22 protein-coding genes and 1 tRNA gene are annotated in these 22,620 nt (G+C 65.6%); 15 read left to right on the top strand and 8 right to left on the bottom strand.

Annotated features, from left to right (window positions below; translation table 11 throughout):
- The first annotated feature begins 78 nt into the window (after positions 1–78).
- The 7 genes from V3596_RS21380 to fliR all read left to right on the top strand — a co-directional run bounded on the left by V3596_RS21380 (position 79) and on the right by fliR (position 4,439).
- Complete coding sequence (locus tag V3596_RS21380) at positions 79–675, top strand: flagellar basal body-associated FliL family protein (protein WP_334279868.1); 597 nt, start codon at positions 79–81, stop codon at positions 673–675.
- Between the two features lie 100 nt (positions 676–775).
- A complete protein-coding gene (gene fliM / locus V3596_RS21375; RefSeq protein WP_334279867.1) occupies positions 776–1,777 on the top strand; it encodes a flagellar motor switch protein FliM in 1,002 nt (333 codons plus the stop codon).
- Positions 1,770–2,216, top strand: a complete 447-nt coding sequence (gene fliN / locus V3596_RS21370) for a flagellar motor switch protein FliN (RefSeq protein ID WP_334279866.1) — start codon at positions 1,770–1,772, stop codon at positions 2,214–2,216. The genes fliM and fliN overlap by 8 nt, the downstream gene beginning before the upstream one ends.
- Before the next feature lie 75 nt (positions 2,217–2,291).
- Positions 2,292–2,639 carry a FliO/MopB family protein gene (locus V3596_RS21365; protein WP_334279865.1) on the top strand — a complete coding sequence of 116 codons (348 nt, stop codon included), beginning with the start codon at positions 2,292–2,294 and terminating at the stop codon, positions 2,637–2,639.
- Positions 2,629–3,378 carry a flagellar type III secretion system pore protein FliP gene (gene fliP, locus V3596_RS21360; protein WP_334279864.1) on the top strand — a complete coding sequence of 250 codons (750 nt, stop codon included), beginning with the start codon at positions 2,629–2,631 and terminating at the stop codon, positions 3,376–3,378. The genes V3596_RS21365 and fliP overlap by 11 nt, the downstream gene beginning before the upstream one ends.
- A 14-nt stretch (positions 3,379–3,392) precedes the next feature.
- The gene (gene fliQ / locus V3596_RS21355) at positions 3,393–3,662 is read left to right on the top strand and encodes a flagellar biosynthesis protein FliQ (RefSeq protein ID WP_334279863.1); all 270 of its coding nucleotides are present in this window, start codon (positions 3,393–3,395) and stop codon (positions 3,660–3,662) included.
- 12 nt (positions 3,663–3,674) lie between these two features.
- On the top strand, positions 3,675–4,439 hold the full coding sequence (fliR, locus tag V3596_RS21350) for a flagellar biosynthetic protein FliR (protein ID WP_334279862.1): 765 nt from the start codon (positions 3,675–3,677) through the stop codon (positions 4,437–4,439).
- Between the two features lie 79 nt (positions 4,440–4,518).
- Here the strand turns inward: fliR and V3596_RS21345 are convergent, their stop codons facing one another.
- From V3596_RS21345 to V3596_RS21320, 6 genes are all read right to left on the bottom strand, one after another.
- Positions 4,519–5,028, bottom strand: coding sequence for a YfiR family protein (locus tag V3596_RS21345; RefSeq protein WP_334279861.1), 510 nt, complete (start codon positions 5,026–5,028; stop codon positions 4,519–4,521).
- The gene (locus tag V3596_RS21340) at positions 5,025–6,998 is read right to left on the bottom strand and encodes a TonB-dependent receptor plug domain-containing protein (protein ID WP_334279860.1); all 1,974 of its coding nucleotides are present in this window, start codon (positions 6,996–6,998) and stop codon (positions 5,025–5,027) included. The genes V3596_RS21345 and V3596_RS21340 overlap by 4 nt, the downstream gene beginning before the upstream one ends.
- Entirely contained in the window at positions 6,979–8,358 is a 1,380-nt protein-coding gene (locus V3596_RS21335; RefSeq protein WP_334279859.1) for a diguanylate cyclase domain-containing protein, read from the bottom strand. The genes V3596_RS21340 and V3596_RS21335 overlap by 20 nt, the downstream gene beginning before the upstream one ends.
- Positions 8,359–8,465: 107 nt before the next feature.
- The gene (locus V3596_RS21330; protein ID WP_334279858.1) at positions 8,466–9,059 is read right to left on the bottom strand and encodes an EF-hand domain-containing protein; all 594 of its coding nucleotides are present in this window, start codon (positions 9,057–9,059) and stop codon (positions 8,466–8,468) included.
- 199 nt (positions 9,060–9,258) lie between these two features.
- The gene (locus V3596_RS21325; protein WP_334279857.1) at positions 9,259–9,900 is read right to left on the bottom strand and encodes a response regulator transcription factor; all 642 of its coding nucleotides are present in this window, start codon (positions 9,898–9,900) and stop codon (positions 9,259–9,261) included.
- Positions 9,897–11,042, bottom strand: coding sequence for a hybrid sensor histidine kinase/response regulator (locus V3596_RS21320; protein WP_334279856.1), 1,146 nt, complete (start codon positions 11,040–11,042; stop codon positions 9,897–9,899). The genes V3596_RS21325 and V3596_RS21320 overlap by 4 nt, the downstream gene beginning before the upstream one ends.
- 297 nt (positions 11,043–11,339) lie before the next feature.
- Between V3596_RS21320 and V3596_RS21315 the strand changes: the two genes are divergently transcribed.
- From V3596_RS21315 to V3596_RS21295, 5 genes are all read left to right on the top strand, one after another.
- On the top strand, positions 11,340–11,789 hold the full coding sequence (locus V3596_RS21315) for a hypothetical protein (protein WP_334279855.1): 450 nt from the start codon (positions 11,340–11,342) through the stop codon (positions 11,787–11,789).
- Between the two features lie 50 nt (positions 11,790–11,839).
- Positions 11,840–12,202, top strand: coding sequence for a response regulator (locus tag V3596_RS21310; protein ID WP_282826159.1), 363 nt, complete (start codon positions 11,840–11,842; stop codon positions 12,200–12,202).
- Positions 12,203–12,232: 30 nt separating this feature from the next.
- On the top strand, positions 12,233–14,347 hold the full coding sequence (locus V3596_RS21305; RefSeq protein WP_334279854.1) for a chemotaxis protein CheA: 2,115 nt from the start codon (positions 12,233–12,235) through the stop codon (positions 14,345–14,347).
- A gap of 54 nt (positions 14,348–14,401) precedes the next feature.
- Positions 14,402–16,234, top strand: coding sequence for a methyl-accepting chemotaxis protein (locus tag V3596_RS21300; RefSeq protein WP_334279853.1), 1,833 nt, complete (start codon positions 14,402–14,404; stop codon positions 16,232–16,234).
- 116 nt (positions 16,235–16,350) lie between these two features.
- A complete protein-coding gene (locus V3596_RS21295; RefSeq protein WP_334279887.1) occupies positions 16,351–16,845 on the top strand; it encodes a chemotaxis protein CheW in 495 nt (164 codons plus the stop codon).
- A gap of 81 nt (positions 16,846–16,926) precedes the next feature.
- On the opposite strand, the gene V3596_RS21290 is transcribed toward V3596_RS21295, so the two are convergent.
- On the bottom strand, positions 16,927–19,476 hold the full coding sequence (locus V3596_RS21290) for an ABC transporter permease (protein ID WP_334279852.1): 2,550 nt from the start codon (positions 19,474–19,476) through the stop codon (positions 16,927–16,929).
- A 98-nt stretch (positions 19,477–19,574) separates the two neighbouring features.
- Between V3596_RS21290 and V3596_RS21285 the strand changes: the two genes are divergently transcribed.
- Together V3596_RS21285 and V3596_RS21280 are read left to right on the top strand one after the other, a co-directional pair.
- Positions 19,575–20,408, top strand: coding sequence for a dioxygenase family protein (locus V3596_RS21285; protein WP_334279851.1), 834 nt, complete (start codon positions 19,575–19,577; stop codon positions 20,406–20,408).
- Between the two features lie 57 nt (positions 20,409–20,465).
- On the top strand, positions 20,466–21,689 hold the full coding sequence (locus tag V3596_RS21280; RefSeq protein ID WP_334279850.1) for a hypothetical protein: 1,224 nt from the start codon (positions 20,466–20,468) through the stop codon (positions 21,687–21,689).
- A gap of 22 nt (positions 21,690–21,711) precedes the next feature.
- Here V3596_RS21280 and V3596_RS21275 read toward each other — a convergent pair.
- A tRNA-Gly gene (locus tag V3596_RS21275) sits at positions 21,712–21,785 on the bottom strand.
- A 138-nt stretch (positions 21,786–21,923) separates the two neighbouring features.
- Here V3596_RS21275 and V3596_RS21270 point away from each other — a divergent pair.
- Positions 21,924–22,559, top strand: a complete 636-nt coding sequence (locus tag V3596_RS21270; protein WP_334279849.1) for a hypothetical protein — start codon at positions 21,924–21,926, stop codon at positions 22,557–22,559.
- Positions 22,560–22,620 lie beyond the last annotated feature (61 nt).

Below are 22,620 nucleotides of genomic sequence, written 5' to 3'. Positions count from 1 at the left end.
GTTTTCAATAATCGGGTCAGGCTCACCCATCCTCACGCCTTCGCGTGATGCCGTGAGCCCGAACCAGGAGCCCCATCAATGGCAACAGCCGCCGCCGAGACCGCAGCCGCACCCGCAGGGAGTGGCAAGAAAAAGCTGATCATCATCGTGGTCGGCGTGTTGGTGCTCGTCCTCGTTGCAGCCGGTGCCTTCCTGGTGCTGAAGAAGAAGCCGCCGGCCGAGGGCGAAGACGGCGAGGAAGCAGCAGCCGAATCTCATGCGCCGGCCGCCGCCCACAAGGTCGACCCCAGCCATCCGCCGGTCTTCGTGCCGCTGGACCCGTTCACGGTCAACCTGGCCGACAAGGACGTGGACCGCTTCGCTCAAGTCGGCGTGACCCTGGAAGTGGGTGACGCCAAGATCGCCGACCAGGTCAAGGCCTATATGCCGGCGATCCGCAGCAACATCCTGATGGTGCTCTCGCACAAGACCTCGGCCGATCTCCTGAGCCGCGAGGGCAAGGAAAAGCTGGCCAAGGAAATCATGCGCGAGTCGGTGCGCCCGATGGGCGTTGAACTGCCTGACGAAGACGAGGAAGAAGAAGCCGACACAACGCCGAAGAAAAAGAAGAAGAAAAAGCCCGTCGTGGTCAGCCCGGTCAATCAGGTGCTGTTCTCCAACTTCATCGTCCAGTAATGACAACCCCCGCTGACTTCGTCATCTGCCCCCCGAAGGGGCCGGGCCTCACCTTGGGGCGGCCCGGCGGTTCGTCCTGTGAGTTGGAAGGCGCGACGCCATGAATCAGCAAATCCTCTCGCAAGACGAAGTTGATGCACTGCTGCAGGGCATCACCGGTGAGAGCCAGAAGCTCGAAGCCGAAGAAGTCCAGCAAGGGGGCATCCGCGACTACAACCTGGCCAGCCAGGAGCGGATTGTTCGTGGGCGCATGCCCACGATGGAAATCATCAACGAGCGCTTCGCTCGCAACATCCGCGTCGGCCTGTTCAACTTCATCCGCAAGAGCCCGGAAGTCGCCATCGGCGGCATCAAGGTGCAGAAGTACAGCGCCTTCCTGCGCGAGATCGTGGTGCCGACGAACTTCAACATCGTCTCGGTCAAGCCGCTGCGCGGCTCCGGGCTGATCGTCTGCGACCCGACGCTCGTGTTCGCAGTGATCGATTCGCTGTTCGGAGGCATCGGCAAGTTCCACGCGCGCATCGAAGGTCGCGACTTCTCGGCCACCGAGCAGCGCGTGATCCTGCGCCTCGTGGAAGTGATCTGCGCCGAGTACAAGAAGGCCTGGACCGGCATCTATCCGCTGGAGCTGGAGTACCAGCGCTCGGAGATGCAGCCGCAGTTCGCCACCATTGCCACGCCGAGCGAAATCGTCGTCTCGACCTCGTTCACGCTGGAAATCGGCGAGACCAGCGGCACCGTCTATTTCTGCGTGCCCTACTCGACGCTGGAGCCGATCCGCGACGTTCTCTACTCCACCACGGTGGGCGATTCGACCGAGCCCGACCGCCGCTGGGTCAACCTGCTCAAGCACCAGATCCAGGCCGCCCAGGTCGAGCTGGTGGCGGAGCTGGGCACGGCGCCATCCACGGTGGAGCAGATGCTCGCATTCAAGCCCGGCGACTTCATTGAGCTGGACCTGGAACAACTGATCAAGGCCAAGGTCGATGGCGTGCCGGTGTTCGACTGCCACTACGGCACCTCGAACGGCAAATACGCACTGAAGGTCGAAAACATGCTGACCGGTCCTGACCAGGGCTGGCTGGGAGCACGCAATGCCTGATACCCCGTCGCAAGAAGAACAGGACGCGATGGCGGCCGAATGGGCTGCCGCGCTCGCTGAAGCCAACCCGCAAGGCGGCACCGAAGTCGCCGAGGAGGTCGCGCCGCCGCAAGAGCAGGTGGCCGCGGCCAGCTTTGCCAATTTCAGTCCCACGCCGAGCAATATGCCGGGCAGCGACATCAACATGATCCTGGACATCCCGGTCCAGCTCACGGTTGAACTCGGCCGCACCCGCATCCCGATCAAGAACATCCTGCAGCTCGCCCAAGGTTCGGTGGTGGAGCTGGACGCACTGGCCGGCGAGCCCATGGACGTGCTGGTCAATGGCTACCTGATCGCCCAGGGCGAAGTGGTGGTGGTGAACGACAAGTTCGGTATCCGCCTGACCGACATCGTGACGCCGTCCGAACGGATGCGCCGCCTCTCCAAAGGCCAGTAAAACCTTCTGAAGCGCCGGGAATCCGCCCCTGAACGGCGGATTGGCGGAGCGCACGGCGGCCCAAAATCAGGGCCAATGACCTCCAGCCTGCTCCCCTTTCTCTGGTTCCTGGCCATCCTGTGCCTGATTCCGCTCGCCCTGTGGCTGCTCAAGCGCACGCCGCTGGGCGGCGGCGCAGCCGCCGGCCAGATGCGCACCGTGGCAATGCTGCCGCTGTCGCCGAACCAGCGCATCGTGACCGTCGAGGTCGGCCAGGGCGATGACCGCCGCTGGCTGGTGCTGGGCGTGACCGGCGCGCAGATCAGCACCTTGCATGTGATGCCGCCCCAGCCGGAAAGCGCGCCCGCTGCACATGCCCTGCCCTTCGCCGAGCAATTGAAGGCCCGCATGCGCGGCAACTCCGGGGGCAGCGATGCTTCGTAAGCTCTCGCTGGCCTTGCTGCTGCTGGCCGGCAGCGCTGCTGCCTTCGCCCAGCAGACCACGGCCCCGGGGACCCTGCCCTTGATCATTGGCCAGGGCGCAGGTGGCAACAGCTATTCGGTGCCCATCCAGACCCTGCTGTTCTTCACCGCGCTGGGTTTCCTGCCGGCCGTCTTGCTGATGATGACGGGCTTCACCCGCATCGTCATCGTGCTCTCCCTGATGCGCCAGGCCCTGGGCACGCAAGCCGCGCCACCGAACCAGGTGATCATCGGCCTGTCCTTGTTCCTGACCTTTTTCGTGATGAGCCCGACGCTGGACAAGGTCTACGCCGACGCCTACCAGCCCTACAACGCCGGCCAGATCAGCTTCGAGGTGGCGCTGCAGAAGGCCGAAGTGCCGATGCGAAGCTTCATGCTCAAACAGACCCGGCAGTCGGACATGGCGCTGTTCTCGCGCCTGGCCAAGCTCGATGCGTCGGTCAAGCCCGAAGCAGTGCCCTTCAAGGTGCTGGTGCCGGCCTTCGTGACCAGCGAGCTCAAGAGCGCCTTCCAGATCGCCTTCCTGATCTTCATTCCGTTCCTCGTCATCGACATGATCGTCAGCTCGGTGCTGATGAGCCTGGGCATGATGATGCTGTCGCCGGTGCTGGTGGCCCTGCCCTTCAAGCTGATGCTGTTCGTGCTGGCCGATGGCTGGAATCTACTTCTTGGCTCGCTCGCGGCCTCCTTTGTGACTTGAAAAGACTGCCTGCCATGGATGCACAACAAGTCTTCACCTTCGGCCAGCAAGGCCTGTACATGCTGATGCTGGTGGCCGCGCCTATTCTGCTGACGGTGCTCGCCGTGGGCGTGCTGGTCAGCGTGTTCCAGGCGGCCACGCAGATCAATGAAGCCACGCTGTCCTTCGTGCCCAAGGTCGTGGCGGCGGTGCTGGTGCTGGCGATTGCGGGCCCGTGGATGATGACCACGCTCGTGGAGTACATCCAGCGCACGCTGCAGACGATTCCGTCCGTTGTCGGCTGAAGGGGCACGCTGATGTTCAGCGTCACCGAGGCCCAGCTGCTGGCCTGGCTGAACCCGCTGCTATGGCCGGCGGTGCGCGCGTTGGCACTGATGTCGGGCATGCCGATCTTCAGCCAGCGCAATGTGCCGATGCGGGTGCGCATCGGCCTGGCCGTCTTCATCTCGCTGGCCGCACAGCCCTCTTTGCCCGACATGCCGGTGCAGAGCCTGGACTCGCCGCCGCTCCTGATGATGCTCCTGATGCAGCAGTTGCTGATCGGGCTCTCGATGGGCTTTGCCGTGCGCGTGGTGTTTGCCGCGCTGGAGTTCGCGGGTGAAGTGATCGGCCTGCAGATGGGCCTCAACTTTGCCGGCTTCTTCGACCCCGCAACCGGCAGCCAGGGCACGGCCAGCGCGCGCTTCTTCGGCTCGATGGTCGCCTTCCTCTTCATCGCGATCAACGGCCACCTGCTGCTCATCAATGCGCTCGTGCAGAGCTTTCATGCCTTCCCGGTCGGCGAGGAACCCTTCCATTTCCTGCGCGTGGCGCAGCCGCAGGCCTGGGGCGCCGAAATCTTCCGCATGGGGCTGTGGATCGCCCTGCCGCTGGTGACGATGCTGATGTTCGTGAACCTGGTGCTGGGCGTGATCTCGCGCGTGGCCCCGCAGCTCAATGTGTTCTCGGTCGGTTTCCCGCTGACAGTGAGCATCGGCCTGATCGGCATGGTGGCGACGCTGCCGCTGATGCATCAGCCCTTCATGATCGCACTGGAGCGCATGCTGGCGGCATTTACGTGAGCCCCTAGGCCTGGCGCGGCGCGTCAGGCGCCCCCCGAGTGGGTGGCGGGCAGCTCGGGAGCGGCCCAGCGCTTGCCCGCTACCTGACCTCCCGGGCCAGCTTCAAGAGCTGCGAGCTCAGGCTCAAGCCACGCTTTCTCGCTTCCGCCAGATTCACGCGGAAGCTCAGGCCATTGGGCTCCACCGCGAGCACGATGGCCGCACCGGCACGAAAGGCCTCCGGGCTGTCGCCGATGACGAGAATGGGCGCATCAGCCAGCGCCGACAACCAGCGCTGCAGCTCGCCCCGCTCGGTCATTGCCAGCACCAGGGTCTGGCATTGGCCGGCCTGCTCAGGCGCCGTGATGCGATGGAAACGCACCGCGGCCACGTCCAGCGGTTTGGTCGCCAGGGACTTGATCGCTTCCGGCAGCCCGCCGCGGCCGGCCACGCAATAGCCAAACTCGCGCAAGGGTGGCGGCGGCCATTGCGTGTATTGCACGAAGCGATAGATGAAGGCCGCCTTCAGCTGCGCCTCAGACTCCTCAGCGCGGCAGGCCCCGCCGACGCCCAGGCCCAGCAGCGTCAGCAGTGCAAGCAGGCGCCTCATGGCCAGCGCCTCGTCAGGCTGATGCGCAGGCTGCGGCCTTCCTGGCGCAGCGGTGGCCCCTCGGGGTCGGTGCGGTCGTAGTAGCGCTTGTCGAAAGCGTTGTAGAGGCCGAAGGCCAGCTCGGTGTCGGGCTGGAGCCTGCACAGCAGGTTCAGGTGATGGACGGCATGGCCGGCCAGCGGGCCGATGGCGGTGCGCCGCTCGCTCATGGCCAGCAGTTGCCAGCCCAGCTGCCAGTTGGCAGCAAGGGGTTGCAGCCAGCGAGCCTTCAGCAGCGTGGTCGGCGAATTGCTGAGCCGCTGCCCCTGCTGGTCATGGCTGCGCTGCAGCGACAGCGTGCCCCCCAACTGGGCCCCGCCAGGCCAGCGCTGATCGATGCCGATGTCGATGCCGCGGCTCTTCACGCTGGTCTGGTTGTCAAAGGTGAAGCGTTCCGTGTCCAGGGTGATCAAGTCGCGCAGCCGGGCCTGATGGACGGCCAGGCTGTAGTGCAGGCCCCCGCCCAACGCCTGCTCCCAGGCCAGCTCGGTGCTGCGGGTCCGCTCGGGCGCTGGCATGGGTTGATCCTGTCCAAGGTTGAGATCGAACTCGAACAGGTTGGCGCTGCGGTAGGCACTGCCGTGCAGCAGCTTCAGGCTCGCGTTCTCGTTGGGCCGCCAGACCCAGGCCAGGCGCGGACTGCTGCTGCCGGGGGAGTAGCGGGACAGGTCCCGGCGCCAGCCCAGCACCAGTTGCTGGTTCTCGGACAGGCTCAGCTCATCCTGCAGATACAGGCCCATGCGCCGGTCCGTGCCCCAGGATTCCTGCAGCGGCTCCTGGCCCAGCAACTGATAGCTCAGGCGCTGGATCAGGTCGTGCTGCACCTCCAGCCCGGCGATCCAGCGCTGCCCGGCCCAGCGCTGGGTGGCCAGCTTGAACTCCGCCCCGTTCCAGCGCCCGAGCGCGCGGCCGCGGAAGGTCTGGGGCTGGCCTGCTTCGTCGAAAAGCGGCGTGTCGCGGTGGTAGAGCGAGCGCTGCGCCGAGGCACGCAGCTCCCAGTCCCAGTCGGCGCCCCAGCTCCCCTCGTACTGCAAGGCCACATAGCTGAGCCGCGTCAGGTCGCGCGCCTGCACGTAGAGGGGTGGCGCGCTGTTGAGCGCGACGTCGGGAAAGCCCAGGCGTCGCTCGGAGACACCCGCATGCAGATTGAATGCGCCCTGCGACCAGCCGACGGCCAGCTTGCTGCCGCGGTCCCACTGGCGCTGACGCAGGGCCTCGACGTCCAGGCCGCGCGGCGGCAGCTCTACCAGCAGCGGCAGGTGGCGCTGGTTGAAGGCCGTCAGCGCCAACCACCAGTCGCCCCCCTGCTCCAGGCGCTGACCATAGGAGGCATGGGCGCGCACGAAGCGATCACTGCCCAAGCTCACGCCCAGCTGCGGACCGGCCAGCTTGTCGACCCGTTGGGTGAAGACCTGGATCACGCCGAAAAAGGCGTTGTTGCCATAGAGCGCGGAGCCCGGCCCGGGCGTGAACTCGACGCGCTCGATCAAGGCCGCGTCGAGCTGGAACTCCGGGCCGATCTGGGCCGCGTCATAAATGTTCTCGTTGACCCGCATGCCATCTATCAGCACCAGCAAGCGCGCATTGAAGTCGCCCGGCCGCCCGAGGCCGCGCGCACCCACGAAGCTGAACACGCCGTTGTAGGTCAGGTAGAGGCCGGGCAGGCTGTTGAGGATGTCGCCCAGATTGCGATAGCCATGGTTGCGGATGTCTTCGGCCGTGACCAGGTAGGTCAGCGCCGGCGCCCGGTCTGCGCTCTGCGAGAAGCGCGAAGCAGTGGACACCTCCGCGTGACGCGCCGCACCCGGCAGGCTGCGCTTGAGCAACTCCTCCAGGCTGGGGTCGGCGCTCTCGGCCGCGGCCTGCGGCCAGGCCGGGCCAGCCAGCAGCACGAGGGCCAGCCCCAGGGCTTCAGTCAGGCGCCGGGCCATCATCTTGCACCGCGCGACGGAAGGTGTTCTTGCCGGCCCGCTTGGCTGCATACATGGCGCCATCGGCTCGGTTGAGGAGCCCGGCGGCATCGCGCGCATCCAGGGGGCAGAAGGCCAGGCCGATGGTGGCGCCGACCGGCATCAGCTCGCCGTGCACCAGCATGGGCTCGCGCACCGCGGCGACCAGACGGCCCGCCAGATGCTCGGCGCCGGCTTCATCGGGCAGATTGGGCAGCAGCAGCGCGAACTCGTCGCCGCCCAGGCGACAAAGCCGATCCGACAGGCGCAGGACCGCCTGCATGCGCCGCGCGACCTCACGAAGCACTTCGTCGCCCGCCTCGTGGCCATGGCGATCATTCACCTGCTTGAAGTTGTCCAGGTCGATGAACATCAGCGCCGACAGGCCCTTGTCGCGAAGCGTCTGCGACACCATGCGCTGGATTTCCTGCTGAAAGAAGTGCCTGTTGGCCAGTTGCGTGAGGCTGTCGTAGTGGGCCAGTTGCTGGTATTGCTGACCCACGGCCTGTTCGGTCTTGAGCTGCTGGTTCAGGTCGGCCTGCCAGACCTCGATGCGTTTGAGCATTTCATTGAAGCGCTCAGTCAGGCGACCCACCTCATCCTGGCGGTAGACGGTGCCGCGCCGGCTGTAGTCATGGCCAAGCGATACCTGCTCAGCCAGCCTGGACAGCTCCAGCAGCGGCGCCAGGGCGCGCTTCTGAACCACGCGCAACACCCGGGCAGCGATGGCGAGCGCCACCATAGTCAGCAAGGCCGCCAGGGCCAGGATTCGCCAGACGTCTCGCTGCAGGCCTTCCAGGCTTTCCCGCAAGCGCAGCGCGCCCAAGGTCTCGCCCTTGAACTGCACCGGCACCCAGACCTCGAGTTCGGCACCCTTGATCTCGGTCTGGGCTTGCAGCAGTTCGGGCGGCGCCGCTGCGCGCGAAACGATGGCAAGCCCTGGCGCCTTCCACTGACCGATCAAGCTGTGGCCCTGATCGAGCACCAGCACTTCGAGCAGGTCGGCACGGCGGGAGAAGGCGCTCAGCTCGTTGCGCACGGCATCGCGATCATTGAAGGCCAGGGCCGGAGCGAGACTGTTGGACAGGAGCACCGCACTCAGTTCGGCAGCCTGGGCCTGGCGCTCGCGCACCCGCCACCAGGACAGATAGGCGATCAGGCTCAAGGTGAGCAGCAAGGTCAGGCTCAAGACGCTCAGATTGAGCCAGCTCAGGCGCTGGACCAGGGACTGGCGCGATGGTCGCGATGGGCGCGATGAAGCCTGCGGCAAGGCCGCGGCCAACGATGTCTTTGCTGGCACGGCCGGACTTTGCGGCTCGTGCTCGGTGGCGAGATTGCTCATGGCCCGCTTCTATTGCCCCGAAGGGGTAGCCCCCTTTATAAGGCCAAGCGGGCCAGGCTGCCAGCATGAAAACGCCTCCGGTGCAACAGCCAACCGGGGGCGTTCATTCAGGCCGCGACGCTGAGCTTGCCCGCCGTCTTCGCACTCGTCTGACCGGGTTCAATGGTCTGGCTGTAGGCATCGCGCAGCAGCTGGACCAATTGCTCCAGGGCCGCCGTGGCACGCTCCTGCGCAGAAACCGTGCCGTCGCCATTGAGGTCCAGCGGATCCGTGGACGAGGTCGAGGTCGATGAAGATGGGCTGCTTTCCGCATTCGACAGCTGGGCTGGCGGTGGCCCCGGCGGCGGCCCACCATGCCCACCCTGCGGCCCGCCTTCGCTGCCGCTGCGCTGACCGGCGAACTGCAACGTCGATGACGGCGGCGGCATGAGGCTCTTCATGCCACTGTCCAGCTCATCGGCATCGAGGCTGCCGTCGGCATTGGCGTCCATCTTGGCAAGCAGTTCGTCGGCCATGCCCAGGCTCTGGCCTGTGCGCTCGCTCATCTTGTCGAGCATGGCCTGCAGCTCGCTGCTGTCGACACCGCCACTGCCGTCGCTGTCGACCTTCGCAAACATCTTCTCCTTTGTCGGGCCAGCGCGAGAAGCGCTGAGGCCGGACCAGGCACTTGAGCTGCTGCCGACCGTGGCTATCGTGCTCATGGGAACTCCTTTCACGGGATTGCTTGTGGATCAATCAAGCCCCGCACGGAGTCACCGACGAGGCCCGATCGATTTTTCGCAGGCCGGAGCACCGGCTTGTTGCTGGTGGGTGTCGAGTCCGACACAAAGCACGCCTGGATCCCCAGAGAAGCTCCGGGTTCACCGGCCAGTTCCGCGCGACTCCCGTCGCGCGCTGCATTCAGCTCTCGACCAGACCGTTGCGGATCGCGTAGACGGTCAGTTCGGAGTTGTTGGCCAGGCCCAGTTTTTCCAGCACACGGGCGCGATAGACGCTGACCGTCTTGGGGCTGAGCATCAGCTCCTCGGCGATGTCGGACAGGCGCTTGCCGGAGGCGATCATCACCAGGGTCTGCAACTCGCGGTCCGACAGCTTCTGGTGCGCCTGCTCGGTGATCGGTGCGGTAAGGCTCTCGACCAGCATCTGCGCGATCTCGGGCGTCACGTACTTGCGGCCTTGCGCCACGGTGCGCACCGCCTGCACCAGGAGCTGCGGGTCGCCGCCCTTGTTGACGTAGCCGTAGGCCCCGGCGCGCAGCGCGCGGATCGCGTACTGGTCTTCCGGATACATGGAGACGATGAGCACCTTGATCGGCGAGCCCTCGTCCTTCAGGACGTGCAGCACGTCCAGGCCGCTGCGGCCCGGCATGTTGATGTCCAGCACCAGCACGTCGCAGGCGAACTCGGGCTGGCGCATCAGCGTGCGCAATTCGCCGTAGTCGCCAGCCTCGCCGACCACTTCGATATCGGATGCATCGGACAAGGTGTCGCGGATGCCGCGCCGAATCAACGCGTGGTCATCACAAAGAATCACTTTGATCATGCACTGCCCCAGGAAGACGGATCGTGTTCTATGGCCGAAGCCTCCTCTTGTCCCAACTGTTCGGCCCGCTGCGCTTCCAGCGGCACCGACAAGATCAGGCTCGTGCCTCGCGTGCTGCTGCTCAGATCGACCCAGCCGCCCACCGTCGCCGCCCGCTCATGCAGGCCGCGGATGCCGAAGCTGCGCGCCTTGGCCAGCGCGCCCGGTGTCAGGCCGCCGCCATTGTCGCTGACCTCCAGGGTCAGCACGCCCGAGGCGACACTCAACTCGATCGTGACTTTTGACGCATTTGCATGCTTGGAGACGTTGGTCAGCGCCTCCTGCGCCGTGCGATAGGCCACCAGCGGCACGCCGGGCGGAAGCTGGATCTGTTCGGAGCTGGTTGAAATCGAGGTGCTGATGCCGGTACGCTTTTCGAAGCGCGCGCCCATCCATTGCACGGCCGCCACCAGGCCCTGCTCAAGAATCGCCGGCCGCAGGTTGTGCATGATGCGCTGGCTGGCCTCGATGGCGTGGCTCACGGTCTCCAGCGCCGACTGCACGCGGCCACGCACGCCTTCATCCTGCGCATGGCGGGCCATCCAGGCCAGGTCGAACTTCAGAGCCGTCAGGGAGCCGCCGACATCGTCATGAATCTCGCGGGCGATCGCCGCCCGCTCCATCTCGACGCTGGTCTGCAAATGCCCCGCCAATTCGTGAAGGCGCTGCTTGGAACGCAGCAGCTCACGGTCCGCCTCCATGCGCGCCTGCTCGCTCTCATTGGCCTCGATGGCATGCAACAAGGCCGGGGCCAGGCGGGTCAGGTTGTTTTTCAGCAGGTAGTCGGAAGCGCCCGTGCGCATCGCCGCCACGGCAGTGTCTTCGCCGATCTCGCCGGAGACCAGGATGAAGGGCATCATCAGCCGCGCATCCTTGACCATGTCCAGCACCACCAGGCCGGAGAAACCTGGCAGGTTGTAGTCGGAAATGATGGCGTCCCACTCCATCGTCAGCGCCTGACGCACCTCGTTCAAGGTGTCGACGCGCTGGATGTCCATGGCAAGCCCGGCGCGGCGCAGCTGTGCCAGGATCAGCTGATGATCGAGCTCGGAGTCTTCAACATGCAGGACGCGCAGGCGCCGGTCTGCCAGGGGGGCCGTCATGAGGCGGGAGTATGCCAATTCGCTCCATGACGCCCGACCATGCCAAATCGCAAGTGCGACTGCAAAACCACGCCCTGCCCCGCAAAAAGGGATTACCCTAGGCAGAAATTCAGGGAAAGCGTCGAACAGTTGCACTGTCCCGGCATGTCCGCGATAGCCCTGTCGACACCGGAGACGGAAATGCCGAAGATCCATACAAATGGATACAGCCGCACGCACGCGCTCTCGGGGTCTAGAGGATGGGGCGGCGGCCGCAGGCAAAGCACAACCGTTGGAGACCAGACCTAGATGAATGACATGCAAGCCCCTGCGGACGAAGACCCGGGCATGCAGCCGCTGCTCGCGGCGGCCGAGCTCCAGGATCATCTGATGACGGTCACCAATGATCTGGAGCGCTTGCAGCGCCTGCTCGACGACGCAGGCGAAGCCCTCTCCGCCCACTTCTTCAGTGCCTCGACCCAGCTCAACCACCTGCTGCAGGAAGCCGCCGAAGCCGGCCTCCAGAGCGATGGCCTGCTGCAGATCCGCTCCGATGTGGCCGGCGCGATCACCGCCCTGCAGTTCCAGGACATGGCCACGCAACTGATTGCCCATACCAGCCAGCGCCTGCGCAATTGCTCGGACCAGTTGGCCCGCGATACCTTTGGCGATGACGAAGATGGCCTGGCCGTGGTCGAAATAGCGCCGCTGCGCCCCAATCCTGTCACGCAGGACGAGATGGATGCAGGCTCAATCGAGCTGTTTTGAATACAGAATCAACAGATCAACCAAACACAAGTTACCCCGGAGAGAAAGCGATGCACTCAATTCTTGCTGTGGACGATTCGGCCTCGATGCGCCAGATGGTCTCCTTCACGCTGAAGAACGCAGGTTTCAATGTGGTCGAGGCCGTGGATGGGCAAGATGCCTGGGAAAAGTCCAGCCAGCGTGACTTCGACCTGGTGCTGACAGACCAGAACATGCCGCGCATGGACGGCATCAGCCTGACCAAGAAGCTGCGCGACAACCCGAAGTTCAAGACCACGCCGATCCTGATCCTGACCACCGAGTCCAGCGACCAGATGAAGCAGGCCGGCCGTGCGGCTGGCGCCACCGGCTGGCTGGTCAAGCCTTTTGACCCTGCCAAGCTGATCGAGGTGATCGGCAAGGTGATCCGCTAATTTGCGTGCGTTGAAAGCAGGAGTCCGGACATGGGAGATATGACCTCCGAAGGCGCAAGCATCAGTGCTGGCATTGACCTGAGCCAGTTCTACCAGGTCTTCTTTGAAGAAGCGGGTGAGAACCTGGACAACATGGAGCAGATGCTCCTGAATCTGAACATCGAGACGGCGGACGACGAGGAGTTGAACGCCATCTTCCGCTGCGCTCACTCGATCAAGGGCGGCGCCGCCACCTTCGGCTTCAGCGACGTGGCCGAGCTGACCCACATCATGGAAACGCTGCTGGACAAGCTGCGCCGTCATGAGTTGCAGGCCTCGGCGCCGATGGTCGACGTGCTCCTGCAGTCCGGTGATGCGCTGCGCGCGCAGCTGGGTCGCCATGCTGGTAACGGTGGCGACGCTGTCGATACCGTCGAGCTGATCAGCAGCATCCGCACCTTCGTCGAAGGCGGCACGCCCGCCGCCGCTGCACCCGCCGCGCCGAAGGCCGCCCCTGCGCCAGCGCCCGCTGCCGCGGCACCTGTGGCCTCTGGCAAGCCTGGCGCTCGTTTCATCGAGCTGCAGGTCGGCCCGTTGGACAACCCGTCGCAAGCCGACAACCTGGTCGACCTGTTCAAGGAAATCACCGACCTCGGCACCATCGAGCCGCTGGACGGCGGCGTTGCTGCCGACGGCATGCGCCGCTTCAAGGTCTTGACCAGCAGCAGCGACAACGACTTGCTGGACCTGTTCACCTTCCACGTCGCCCGCGAGCAGGTCAAGATCCTGCCGCTGAGCGATGGCTTCGGTTTCCATGAGGGCGCGCCCGGCGCACCCGAGCCGGAGGCCAAGGACATGGGCTACGGCTTCTTCGACGACGCACCCGGCTCGCCTGGTGCAGCCAGCGGCGACATCAAGCCCGTGGTCGCTGCCGCGCCGGTTGCAGCAGCGCCCAAGGCCGCTGCACCGAAGGTCGAGGCCAAGGGAGCGCCCGGCGGCATGGACCAATCCACGCTGCGCGTCTCTGTCGAAAAGGTCGATCAGCTGATCAATCTGGTGGGCGAGCTCGTCATCACTCAAGCCATGCTGGCGCAGAACAGCGCCGGCCTCGACCCAGCCCTGTACCAGCAGCTGGCCTCGGGCCTGGCCGACCTGGAGCGCAATACCCGCGATCTGCAGGAATCGGTGATGTCGATTCGCATGATCCCGATGTCGGTCGTATTCAACCGCTTCCCGCGCATGCTGCGCGACCTGGCCTCCAAGCTGGGCAAGAAGGTCGAGCTGGTCACGCAAGGTGAAGCCACCGAGCTGGACAAGGGCCTGGTCGAGAAAATCACCGACCCCCTCACCCACCTGGTGCGCAACAGCTGCGACCACGGTGTCGAAATGCCTGCCGACCGCGCGGCCAAGGGCAAGCCCGAGACCGGCACGATCACGCTCGTGGCCTCCCATCAGGGCGGCTCGATCGTCATCGAAGTGCGCGACGACGGCCGCGGCCTGAACCGCCAGAAGCTCTTGACCAAGGCCCGCGAGAAGGGCATCGACGCGCCGGACAGCATGACCGACAACGAGGTCTACAACCTGATCTTCGCGCCTGGCTTCTCCACGGCTGACCAGGTCACCGACGTATCCGGCCGCGGTGTCGGCATGGACGTGGTGAAGCGGAACATCACCCAACTGGGCGGCACGGTCGAGATCGACTCGGCCGAAGGCTACGGCATGAAGGTCTCGGTGCGCCTGCCGCTGACGCTGGCCATCATGGATGGCATGAGTGTGGGTGTTGGTGAAGAGGTCTACATCCTGCCACTGGCCTCGGTGGTCGAGTCCTTCCAGGTGCAGTCCGACACCATCAAGACCGTGGGCGGCTCGGGCCGCGTGGTCGAGGTGCGCGACGAATTCATGCCGGTTATTGAGCTTGAGCAAGTCTTCAACGTTCCACGCTTCGATTTCGAGCATGTCTCGTCCATCATGGTGGTCGTCGAAGCCGAGGGCGGCCGCGTCGCCCTGCTGGTCGACGAACTGCTCGGGCAACAGCAGGTGGTGGTCAAGAACCTCGAGGCCAACTACCGCAAGGTCACCGATGTCTCGGGTGCCACCATCATGGGCGATGGCCGCGTGGCATTGATCCTGGACGTTGGCAGCCTGATTCGCCGATCGCGCCACTGAGACCACTCGTCTCGACACCTGTCAGACAGTCGAGAAACATTCGGGAAAATAACAATGTCGTTCAGCGCCTTGATCCGTCAATTCAGCATTCGAACCCGCATGATCGGGGCCATCGCCATGGTCCTGGCCCTGCTCGTCATGGTGGGCGGGGTCGGCCTTCTCGGCATGAACTCGCTGCGTGCGCAGACCAAGCAGTTTGCCGAGATGTCGGTGGCCGAGGCCAACAGTCTCAGCCGCCTGATCGGTGCCATGGGCGACCTGCGCCGCTATGAAAAGGACATGATCATCAGCGTCGGCAGTGCCGATGAGGTGCGCAGCCAGCGCAAGCGCTGGGACGAAGCCCGCCAGGGCTTTGCGGCCGCCGCCAAGGAAATGCTCAGTGGCGAGGAAGATGCCGACAACCAGGTGCTGCGCCAGATGCTGCCCCTGATCGACAGCTATGCAGACAAGGTACAGCCGGTGTTTGGCAAGCTCGAATCGGGCGGCTACAGCGACGTCGTCGCCGCCAACAAGGATCTCAGCGCCGGCAAGGAGTCGATCAGGGAAGCGGAAAAGCTGCTGGAGGGGCTGCGCGAAGCGCTGAGCAAGGAATCCCAGCTTGCTCAAGCCGCTGCCGAGAAGACCCAGTCCGCCATGCTGACCTGGTTCGTCGTCGTGCTAGTCCTCAGCGCCGTGGTCGTCGCACCGCTGACGCTGCTCAATATGCAAAGCATCTGCGAGCCTCTGGCCGAAGCCGAGGCGCTGGCCGAAGCCATCGCCGAAGGCGATCTGACCCAAACGCTCAGGTCGGTGGAGGGCAAGGACGAGGCTTCCAACCTGATGCATTCCTTGCACAAGATGCAGCAGGCGCTGCAGGGCCTGATCGGTCAGCTGCGAGTGGCCGCAGACAGCATCCGCACCGCGTCGGTCGAGATTGCCACCGGCAACCAGGACCTGTCGGGCCGGACCGAGCAAACCGCCTCCAACCTGCAGCTGGCGGCCTCGTCGATGGAACAACTGACAGGCACGGTCAAGCAGACAGCCGACTCGGCGCGCACCGCCAACCAACTGGCCTCATCGGCCTCTTCTGCCGCCGCGCGTGGCGGTGAAGTGGTGGGCCACGTGGTCAGCACGATGGACGAGATCAACACCAGCTCCAAGAAGATCAACGACATCATCGGCGTGATCGATGGCATCGCGTTCCAGACCAATATCCTGGCGCTGAACGCGGCAGTGGAAGCCGCCCGTGCCGGCGAACAGGGTCGCGGCTTTGCGGTCGTGGCGAGCGAAGTCCGTTCGCTGGCCCAACGCAGCGCCGAGGCCGCCAAGGAAATCAAGACCCTGATCGGCGCCAGCGTCGAGCGGGTCGAGACTGGCTCTCGCCTGGTGCAGGAAGCCGGCAGCTCGATGAGCGAAATCGTGGCCGGCGTGCAGCGCGTGACCGACATCATTGGCGAAATCTCCGCTGCCGCCAGTGAACAGAGCGACGGCATCGGCAATGTCAACCAGTCGGTGGTGCAGCTTGACCAGATGACGCAGCAGAACGCTGCTCTGGTCGAGCAATCGGCGGCAGCGGCCGAAAGCCTTCGTGACCAGGCCGAGCGACTGGCACAGTCGGTCGACCGCTTCCGCATCAGCGCCTCGGCACCTTCCCACCCAGGCCCCGCTGCTGCAGTGCGCACCACGCGCAAGCCGGCAGCCGGCAACAGCACGGTGGCCAGGTCTCAGCCCGCTTCCAGCCCGTCCAGGGCTGGCGCCACAGCCCGGCCGACTACCGCCCAGCCAGCCCTGAAAAAGGCGCCTGTGGCTGTGGCAACTGCGCAAAAGTCCGTCACCCGCCCTGCAGCAGCCGCACCGGCTCGTGAAACGGTCACGCCCGACGCTGGCGGCGACTGGGAAAGCTTCTGAAGCCGGATTACAGTCCGTCGTCCCCTTCGCATTGCTGAATGAACCACCAAGAGGCCCAAATGGATAACATGCACGAAACCTCCACCGCTGTGGTCCCCCGCGATTCCGGTGCGCTGATGGTCAATCAGAAGGCACACGTGCCGCACAACGGCGAGTACCTGACCTTCCGTCTGGGCTCCGAGGAATATGGCATCGACATCCTGAAGGTGCAGGAAATCCGCTCCTACGAGCAGCCGACCCGCATTGCCAACGCGCCCGAGTTCATCAAGGGTGTGGTCAACCTGCGCGGCGTGATCGTGCCCATCGTCGACCTGCGCCTGAAGCTCGGTTGCGCCACGGCCGAGTACAACAGCTTCACCGTGGTCATCGTCTTGAACGTGAAGAACCGCGTCGTCGGCGCCGTGGTCGATTCGGTGTCAGACGTGCTTGAACTGAGCCGCGATGCGATCCGCCCTGCCCCTGAGCTGAGCTCGGCCGCGGTGGACACCAGCTTCATCACCGGCATCGGCGCCATCAATGAGCGCATGCTCATCCTCATGGACATCGAAGGCCTGATGAGCAGCGCCGACATGGGCCTGATGGACAGCGTGACCTCGGCCGCCGCGAACTGAGCGTTCGACTGACAAAAAGCAAAGGCGCCGCGAGGCGCCTTTTTCATTGGGTCAACTTGGCCTTGCGCGACCCGGCCTGCCCTACTGCGTGTCCGCCTCACGCAAAGTCGCCACCACCGGTCGGTTGAGCACCCCGCGCAAGCCCCACCAGCCCGCGGCCTGCGCCAGCAAGGCGCCGGCAAGTGCGCTGCCCAGCGGCACCCAGGCGCTTGCGCTCCACTGGAACTCGAACACATAGCGGGCCAGCAGCCAGCCCAGCAGCAGCGCGACGCAGCCGGCCAAGCCACCGGCAAGTGCCCCCAGGCCCAGCAGCTCGGCCCGCTGCACCTGGGCCAGCAGCCTGCCGCTGGCACCCAAGGCACGCATCAGGGCGAACTCGCGCGTGCGCGCATCGCGGGTGCTCGAGACGGCCGCCAAGAGCACCACAAGGCCGGTCGCCAGCGTGAAGGCGAACAGGTACTGCACGGCCTGGATCACCTGGTCCAGTACCTGCTGAACCTGGCGCAATTGCGCCGACACGTCGACAACGGTCACGTTCGGGAATTCGCGCGTCAGCGCCGTGTCCAGCCCCCTGCCGGCAGGCGACTTGTAGGCCGAGATGAAGCTGCTGGGCAGTTCGGGCATGTGCGCCTGCGGGAACAGCACGAAGAAGTTGACACGCATCGAGCTCCAGTCAACCTTGCGCAGATTGCTGATGCGCCCCTCCACCTGCGTGCCGGCCACGTCGAAGCGCAGACGGTCGCCGAGTTTCAGCCCGAGCTGCTCGGCCAAGCCGGTCTCCACGCTCAAGCCCTCGGCTTCGTCCGCCGTCCAGGCCCCCTGCACAACCTTGTTGTGGCTGGGCAGCTCGGCCGTGTGGCTGAGGTTGAACTCGCGCTCGGCCAGACGCTGGGCGCGCTCTTCCTTGAATTGCTTGGGCTCGATGGGCTTGCCATTGATGGCAATCAGGCGGCCGCGGATCATCGGATACCAGTCCAGGCGCTTGACCTCAGCTGCCACGAGGCGCGCGCGAAACGCCTCGCCCTGCTCCGGTTGGATGTTGATGACGAAGCGGTCCGGCGCATCGGCCGGTGTGGCCGAGCGCCAGCTGGCTATCAGGTCGGTTCGCAATAGCACCAAGAGCGAAAGCGCCAGGAGTCCCACGGCCAGCGAAGCCACCTGCACCACGGCAAACGCCGGCCGCGCCGCGACCTGGCGCGTGGCCAGCAAGAGCCAGCGCGGCGCGCCATTGCCATTGACGCTGATCGGTACGACCTTGCGCAAGAGCACAACGGTCAGCCAGGCCAGCAGCGCAAAGAAGCCCAGTGCCACGCCAAAGCCGCCAGCCGAAATCAAGCCCAGCTTGGCGTCGTCAGCCAGCGCCATCAGGATGGCCGCAAAGCCGAGCACGCCGCTGACCAGCACCAGCAAGGACCCGCCCTTCAGATTGCCCAGATCACGCCGCATCACGCGCAACGGCGGCACGGCGGCGAGCTGCAAGACCGGTGGCAGCCCAAAGCCCAGCAGCAGCGACAAACCCAACCCAAGGCCCAAGAGGCCGGGCTTGGCGCTCGGCAGTGGCAGGCTGACGTCGATCAACCCTGACAGCAGTGCCACGAAGCCATAGTGCAAGCCAAAGCCCAGCGCCACTCCGATCAGGCTGGCGATCACGCCCGCGGTTCCGAACTCCAGGCCGTAGACCCAGGCGATGCGGCGTTGCGGTTGCCCCAGCACCCGCTGCATCGCGCAGTCGTCCAGATGGCGCGAGGCGAAGTCGCGTGCCGCCAGGGCCACGGCAACGGCCGCCAGCAAGGCGGCCAGCATTGCGACGAGGTTCAGGAACTTGCCGGCCCGGTCCAGGGTCTGGCGCATTTCGGGGCGGCCGTTTTCCAGCGACTCGAGGCGCACACCGCGCAAATGCTCGGTCTCGATCATCTTGCTGGCACGCTCAACATAGCTGCGCACCGCGCTCGCCTGAGCCGCTTCACCGGCCAGGGCCAGGCGATAGCTCACCCGACTGGCCGGCTGGATGAGGCCGGTTGCCGGCAGATCGGCGACATGGATCATCAGCCGCGGTGCGAAATTCATGAAACCGGCGCCGCGATCGGGCTCGTTGCGGATCACGCCCGCGAGCACCAGGCTGCTGTCGCCCAGCAGCACCGTGTCGCCCTGCTTCAGGCCCAGGGCATCGAGCACCGCCGGGTCGGCCCAGGCCTGGCCGCGTGCCGGCGTGCCGACGTTGCGCCCGTCTTCCAATTGGAGCTTGCCGCGCAAGGGGTAGCCATCGCCCACGGCCTTGACGGCCACGAGCCTGCTGGCGCCGCCCCGCGCATCCGGCGCACGGGCCATGCTGGGGAAGGTGGCGCTGTCCACCTGGCTGAGCCCCAGCTCCGTGCCCAGCGCCTTCAAGGCAGCGGGCGTGGGTTGGTCGCTGGAGACCACCGCGTCGCCGCCCAGCAGCTGGGCGGCATCGCGCTTCAGGCCCTGGTCGAGCCGGTCCGACAGGAAGCCGACCGAACACAGCGCCGCCACGGCCAGCGCGACGGCCAGCATCAAGAGGCGCAACTCGCCGGCGCGGGCATCGCGCCAGAACTGGCGCCAGGCCAATTGCAGGACCGAGGGAGGCGTAGGGGCAATAGCAGATTCAGGCATGGCCCGACTGTAGCGGCGAGCGGGCATGCAAGCCGTTCGAATGGCCCGTACAAGAATTCAGCGCGGTCCGGCGCAGCGGCAGGCGTTCAATGGGAGCCATGAACACGCACGTCCATGCTCCGCTGTTTCTCTCCCATGGTTCGCCGATGACCGCGCTGGAGCCGCGCGAGGCAGGCGCCTTCCTGCAGCAGCTCGGTCGGCAGATCGATGAGCGCTTCGGCCGGCCGCGCGCCATCCTCATTGTCTCGGCCCACACCTCGGGCCGCATGCCGGTGCTGCTGGCCGGCACTCGACATCAGGCGATCTACGACTTCGGCGGCTTCGATCCCAAGCTGCAGACGCTGCGCTACGACGCGCCCGGCGCGCCGGCGCTGGCCGAGGAAACCCAGGCCCTGCTGAAGGCGGCCGGCATTGAAACCGCCCGTGTTGACCAGGCTGGCCTGGACCACGGCATCTGGGTGCCCTTGCGCTATATGTACCCCGAGGCCGACATCCCGGTGCTGCCGCTGGCCTTCGTGCCCACGCAGAGCCCGGCCCAGCAATTCGCCTTGGGCGAGGCCCTGGCGCCGCTGGCTGCACAGGGCGTGCAGATCATCGGCAGCGGCAGCATCACCCACAACCTGCGCATGGTCCTCATGGGCAATCCGGCCATTGATGCAGAGGAGATTGAGCCGTCGGCCGCCTTCCGCCAGTGGATGGTCGAACGCAGCGTCGCGCGGGACTGGGAGGCGCTGATGAACTACCGCCGACAGGCACCGCATGCGCTCGACATGCATCCGACCGACGAGCATCTGCTGCCCTGGTACATCGCTGCCGGCGCAGGCGGCCGCGAGGCTGCAGCGCGCCGCATCCATGCCAGCCTGACCTTCGGCAGTCTGGGCATGGACGCCTTTGCCTTCGGGCCCTCGGCCAGCGCCTGGGACGCCGTCTGAAGCTCCACAAGCCCGTGCCTCCGTGACATCATGGGCGCTCCTCGAGCAGGAGTGCCCATGGACACGCATCAAACGCCTTGGCTTCGTCTGTCTCTTGCCACCCTTGCTGTCGCCACTCTGGCGGCGTGCAGCCCGCAAGGCGCCCAGCCGGTCACCGAAAAGCCGGGTGACAAGCTGGGCAGCCAGGCCCAGCCAGGACCTGTGCCGATGCAAGCGCCGGATCAGGCGCCGCCTGCCGCGAATCTGCGGGCTCCGGCCCAGGCCATGGCCCAGGGTGAGCAAGCGGTCGACATCGTCGATGCACAGGGCTTCGGCCAGCCCATCGCAGCGGCCAGTGCCATGATCCCGGCAGGCTGGCGAACGCAAGGCGGCGTGAACTGGAACCGCCAGACGAATTGCGTTGGCAACCAGATGCGCATCGAATGGCTGGCCAGCTCGCCTGATGGGCAGCAGGCCCTGGAGATCCTGCACGGCTTCAGCTGGCAAGTGCAGGGCACGCAGATCCAGATGAACCCCTGCCCCGCCGTGCCCTTCAACTCCACTCAGGCCTTTCTCGCAGGCGTCGTGCAGCAGCGGCGCCCCGGCGCGCAGATCGTGGAATACCGCGACCGCGCCGACCTGTCGCAGGCGGCCCGCGCCGCAACCGCTGCGCCGCAGGGCGGCACTCGCATGCATTTCGATGCCGGGCAGATGCTGATCGCCTACCAGGTCAATGGCCAGCCGGTGCGCGAGCTGTTCAGTGCCAGCGTCACCTTTTCCGAGCTGCAGGGCAATGTGGTGGGCGGCACCTCGATGGTGTTTGCGCAGCGTGCGCCCGAGGGCCAGCTGGACCCCAAGGTCGGCGACCGCATCACCTCGTCGATCAAGGCCAATCCGCAATGGGTCGCGATGTTGCAGGGTTCCACCAGGAATGCCGAGCAGCGTTTCTCATCCAATCAACGGCAGGAGATCGAGCGCTGGCACGCTGGCGAGATGGCAAGGATCAACGCAAAGGGTGCGGCCGACCGCGCCGCCATCCGATCGCAGACGAATGCCGAGGTGGCGCAGATCTACTCGAACACCAATGCCAATACGCAGGCCACCAACGACAACATGCACCGCCGCAACCTGGAGGCGATTGGCGAGTACAACACCTACCGCGATGCCAACGGCAACAACGTGCGCGCCAGCATCCACGGCGGCCAGCGCGTGATCCGAAATCCCGATGGCACGTACACGACGACCAGCAACCCCTATGCCACGCCACCGGTGGGCGGTGAGGAGCTGAAGAAGGTGCGCTGAGAGGGAGTGGAGCGCAAGGAAGTGGAGCGGGTGATGGGAATCGAACCCACGTATCGAGCTTGGGAAGCTAGCGTTCTACCATTGAACTACACCCGCGAAGTGGCCAGATTCTAGCGCCGGCATTGGAGCGCGCTCTCTAGGAAATCGGGCTGGCTTGGGTATCCCTCCCTAGAACTCACCACCCATACTGGCTTCAGTCGATTTGTCTTCAACTGAACCAGCAAGGATGTCCCGATGCGCAAGCCCACCCTGACCCACGTCACCCTGAACACCGTCGAGCAGTGCCGCAGCGCCGCCACGCAAGTCGTCAAGGCCTACCGCCTGGGCGGCCACCGCGTCATCGGCAAGGTCAAGACCAGCAACGAACGCGTTAACACCCTGACTCAGCTGGCAGCCAAGGGCGTGGACCAGGTCGCCGACCGCAGCGAGCAGCTGATCGACATCAGCGCCAAAGCCACCGCCACGCAGATCAGCAAGGCCGCGAAGTTCGCCAACAGCATCGACAATCCGGTCCTGGCCAACGGCCTGCAGACCGCTTCGCGCCTGAGCCTGCCCAGCGCCCTGGCCGTGCTGGCCGTGGCCGGCAAGGCTGCCGCCGGTGCCGACAGCCTGGTGAAGGCTGTTGAAGTGAAGCGCCCGGCCCGCAAGGCCCGCGCCGCTGTCAAGCCGCTCGCCAGCAAGGTCGCCAAGAAGGTCGTCAAGGCTGCCAAGGCGGTGGCAAAGCCTGCTGCCAAGCCTGTCCGCAAGGCACCGGCCCGCCGCGCTGCTGCGCCGGCAGCAGTTGTCGCGCCGGTGGTGGCCAAGGCCAAGCGCGTTCGCGTTGCAGCCAAGCAGGCCGTCGAAGCCGTGGCAGCGACAGCAGCCGCCTGAGTTGGAGCGCTCCAAGCAAAAAGCCCGACTCAGGTCGGGCTTTTTGTTTGACGGGGCAGCG

The sequence above is a fragment of the Roseateles microcysteis genome, assembly GCF_036880965.1.
Taxonomy (GTDB): Bacteria; Pseudomonadota; Gammaproteobacteria; order Burkholderiales; family Burkholderiaceae_C; genus JAUASW01.
The sequence above is the reverse complement of the archived record's forward strand: the minus strand, read 5'-3'. Positions and strand labels throughout refer to the sequence as shown.